This window comes from Cupriavidus sp. WS, assembly GCF_000395345.1.
GTDB lineage: Bacteria > Pseudomonadota > Gammaproteobacteria > Burkholderiales > Burkholderiaceae > Cupriavidus > Cupriavidus basilensis_B.
Genome location: NZ_AQPL01000673.1, coordinates 1 through 2,521, shown reverse-complemented (window position 1 = coordinate 2,521; position 2,521 = coordinate 1). Strand labels below are relative to the sequence as shown.

At 65.7% G+C, this 2,521-nt stretch carries 2 protein-coding genes; both read right to left on the bottom strand.

Annotation, left to right across the window (positions count from 1 at the left end):
- Window positions 1–408: 408 nt before the first annotated feature.
- Window positions 409–966 carry a hypothetical protein gene (locus K206_RS0136375; RefSeq protein ID WP_011489285.1) on the bottom strand — a complete coding sequence of 186 codons (558 nt, stop codon included), beginning with the start codon at window positions 964–966 and terminating at the stop codon, window positions 409–411.
- Between the two features lie 244 nt (window positions 967–1,210).
- A partial coding sequence (locus K206_RS0136370; RefSeq protein ID WP_020207135.1) for a DNA cytosine methyltransferase occupies window positions 1,211–2,521 on the bottom strand: 1,311 nt, incomplete at its 5' end.

Here is a 2,521-nt window from a genome sequence, read left to right as displayed (position 1 = left end):
GCTTTGCAGGACTTCGAGCGGCAGAAACTTGCCGCAGTAGGTCAGGGCCAGTTGGCCGAAAGAGGCTTGCTGGGACATGGACGGGCTCCTTGGAAAAGCGGGGCCTCGTCCCTCACGGGATGGCAGCTCCCGCACGCGGTTGATAAAAAGCATCGACGTCACGGGGACGCGCGTCCGCAGACTTGATGCGATGCGGACTGGTGGGCAACGCGGGAGAGACCCGCGGCAGCCTGAAACCCTGGCTGCTGGCATGTGCTGACGAATCAGCGAACATGCGGGCAGCTTCGTGCGCGGGCCGCGCTGCGTCAGTTGGAAAACGGCATCCGGCCCAGCCCCGATTGATGGGCACCGAAAAAAAGAAGCCCCGCATCGAGTGCGGGGCTGTCAGGAGGGGGCGTCGGCGCTGGGTCAGGCGGGCTTGTCGCCCAGGACATGCTGCTTCCACAGGTCAAATGCTTGCTCGGGCGGAAGCTCGGCGAGGATGACGATGGGTTGGGCCTGTCGGGCGCGCAGCGAAGCGAAATACGCTTTGCGGTCGGCGATGGCCTTGAGCTTGATGCCCTTGATGAACAGCAGTTTGCCGTCCTTGATGAACAGCACCTTGTTGCCGATGTCGCGGTTGAACGCGGCTCGCACCTTGCGCTCGGCGTGCATGGCATCGGCCAGTTCATCGATCAGGAAGTCGAGCGTCATGTCGATGTAATGAGGGTCTTCACCCTCGTGGCCGAGGTCGAGCGGTGCAGGCGGCAGGCCCTTGGCGAAGGCTTCGGCCTGCGCCAGCAGCGCCGCCTTGCCATTGAGCGCGTGGACGAACGTCGAGCCGCCGTGGCCGTCGTTGCGGGCCTCGGCGATGGGAGTGCCGTCGAACACGACGGTGGCGCTGAAGCACATCGTTTCCTCGCTGGCGAAGTCGGCCACCTTGAGGTTCTTCAGCGTGATGCGGTCTTGCTTGGTGATGTTATCCATGGGAAGTCCTGAAATCGACCGGGTGGCGACATGCCCCCGACGGGACGTGGCGGCCATCCCGTGGGTTGGAAAAAAAGAGGCATCGATGCCCCGGTGGGCAGCGTTCGCCGGTGAGATGCCGAGGCGAACTGGTGGGTGGCGCGGGTAGAACCCACGGCAGCCTGGACACCCCGGCTGCTGGCTGCTGCCGACACGTCGGCAATGCAGGAGGAAGAATGGCGTGGCCCGCTGGCGACGTCGTGCATCAATCCGGAGCTGTCGATCCCGTCTTGTGCAGGCACTGCACCAGCCGCTGGCCAAGCCACGCAACGCACGGCACCGCCATGGAATTGCCGATTGCCTTGTAGCGCGGAGCATCCGCGGCGGGCTTGCCGCGGTACGGGATCAGCGTGTAGTCGTCGGGCATGCCTTGCAGCCGCTCGCATTCCACGGGCATTAGCCGCCGCACCCGCCAGTGCGACCAGTCGCCGGGGCCGGGCTCGCTCCAGTCGTAACGGAAATGCGCCTCGAAGTCGGGTGCCAGCACATGGGGCTTGTCAGCGCCGCCGCCGCTGGTGCGCAGTGCGTCCGATACGCCGCCGCCCAGTTCCGCGGTAAGACCCTGCTGCCGTCCCCGCAGGGCAACGCAGGCCACCATCGGCACGCCATAGCCCGGCTTGCCGTTGGAAAGGACGGTGCAAGCTACCTGCCCATGGCCCGACTCGAAACGCACTTCGCCGCGGTTGTTCTGCGCGAAGGCGATGGCGGGCACGACACCGGCGTTCGCATGGCTGTTGCGGTGCCCACCTGCACGCAGCGTCGGAGCCCGATCCATCGTGGCATCCGCGCCGCTGCCCTGCGCGGTGAAAGCGATGATCGGCACACCCTTGCCCGTACCGTCTTCGCTGCTGCCCTTGCCGCCGTTGGCAGTGTCGAGGGTGTGGGCGATGCTGCCGGCGATCGACTGCACCATGAACGTCTCCGTGCGGATGTCGTGCTTGGGGCCTGCGGCCATGAGACATGCCGCCACATCGACGGGGCCGGTGCCGCCACTGAATCCGAAGGTCATCGTGACCGTGCCGTAGGGCTGCTTCAGTCCTGCGTATCCGCCTGCTGCTTCAGCACCCGATCCAGCAGCACGGGCAGCTTCTTGCCACGGCGCGCTGCCCGCAGAAGAATCCCCGAGCAGGCCTGTGCGCTCAAAAAGTACTTCGACGGGATCGAGGCCATCTCCACCACTTGCCACAAGAAACACACGCTTGCGGCGTTGGGCGACACCGAAATATTGAGCGTCGAGCACGCGCCAGGCGATGCGGCGCCGGGGTCCAGACACACAACCTGCGTGCGCCCATTTTTCCCCTGGCGGTTGGAGCGCACAGCCTTCTCCGGCCAGTGCGCCCAGGAAATGCCCGAAGGCATTGCTGCGGTCGTTGAGGACGCCGGGGACGTTTTCCCAGACGAGGGTTGCCGACGGGCGGCGGTCTTGGTGGCGGGTTTGGTCGATGGCATTTGCAAGCTCCACATAGGCAAGGGTCAAGGCGCCGCGCGGGTCATTCAGTCCCTGGCGCGCGCCGGC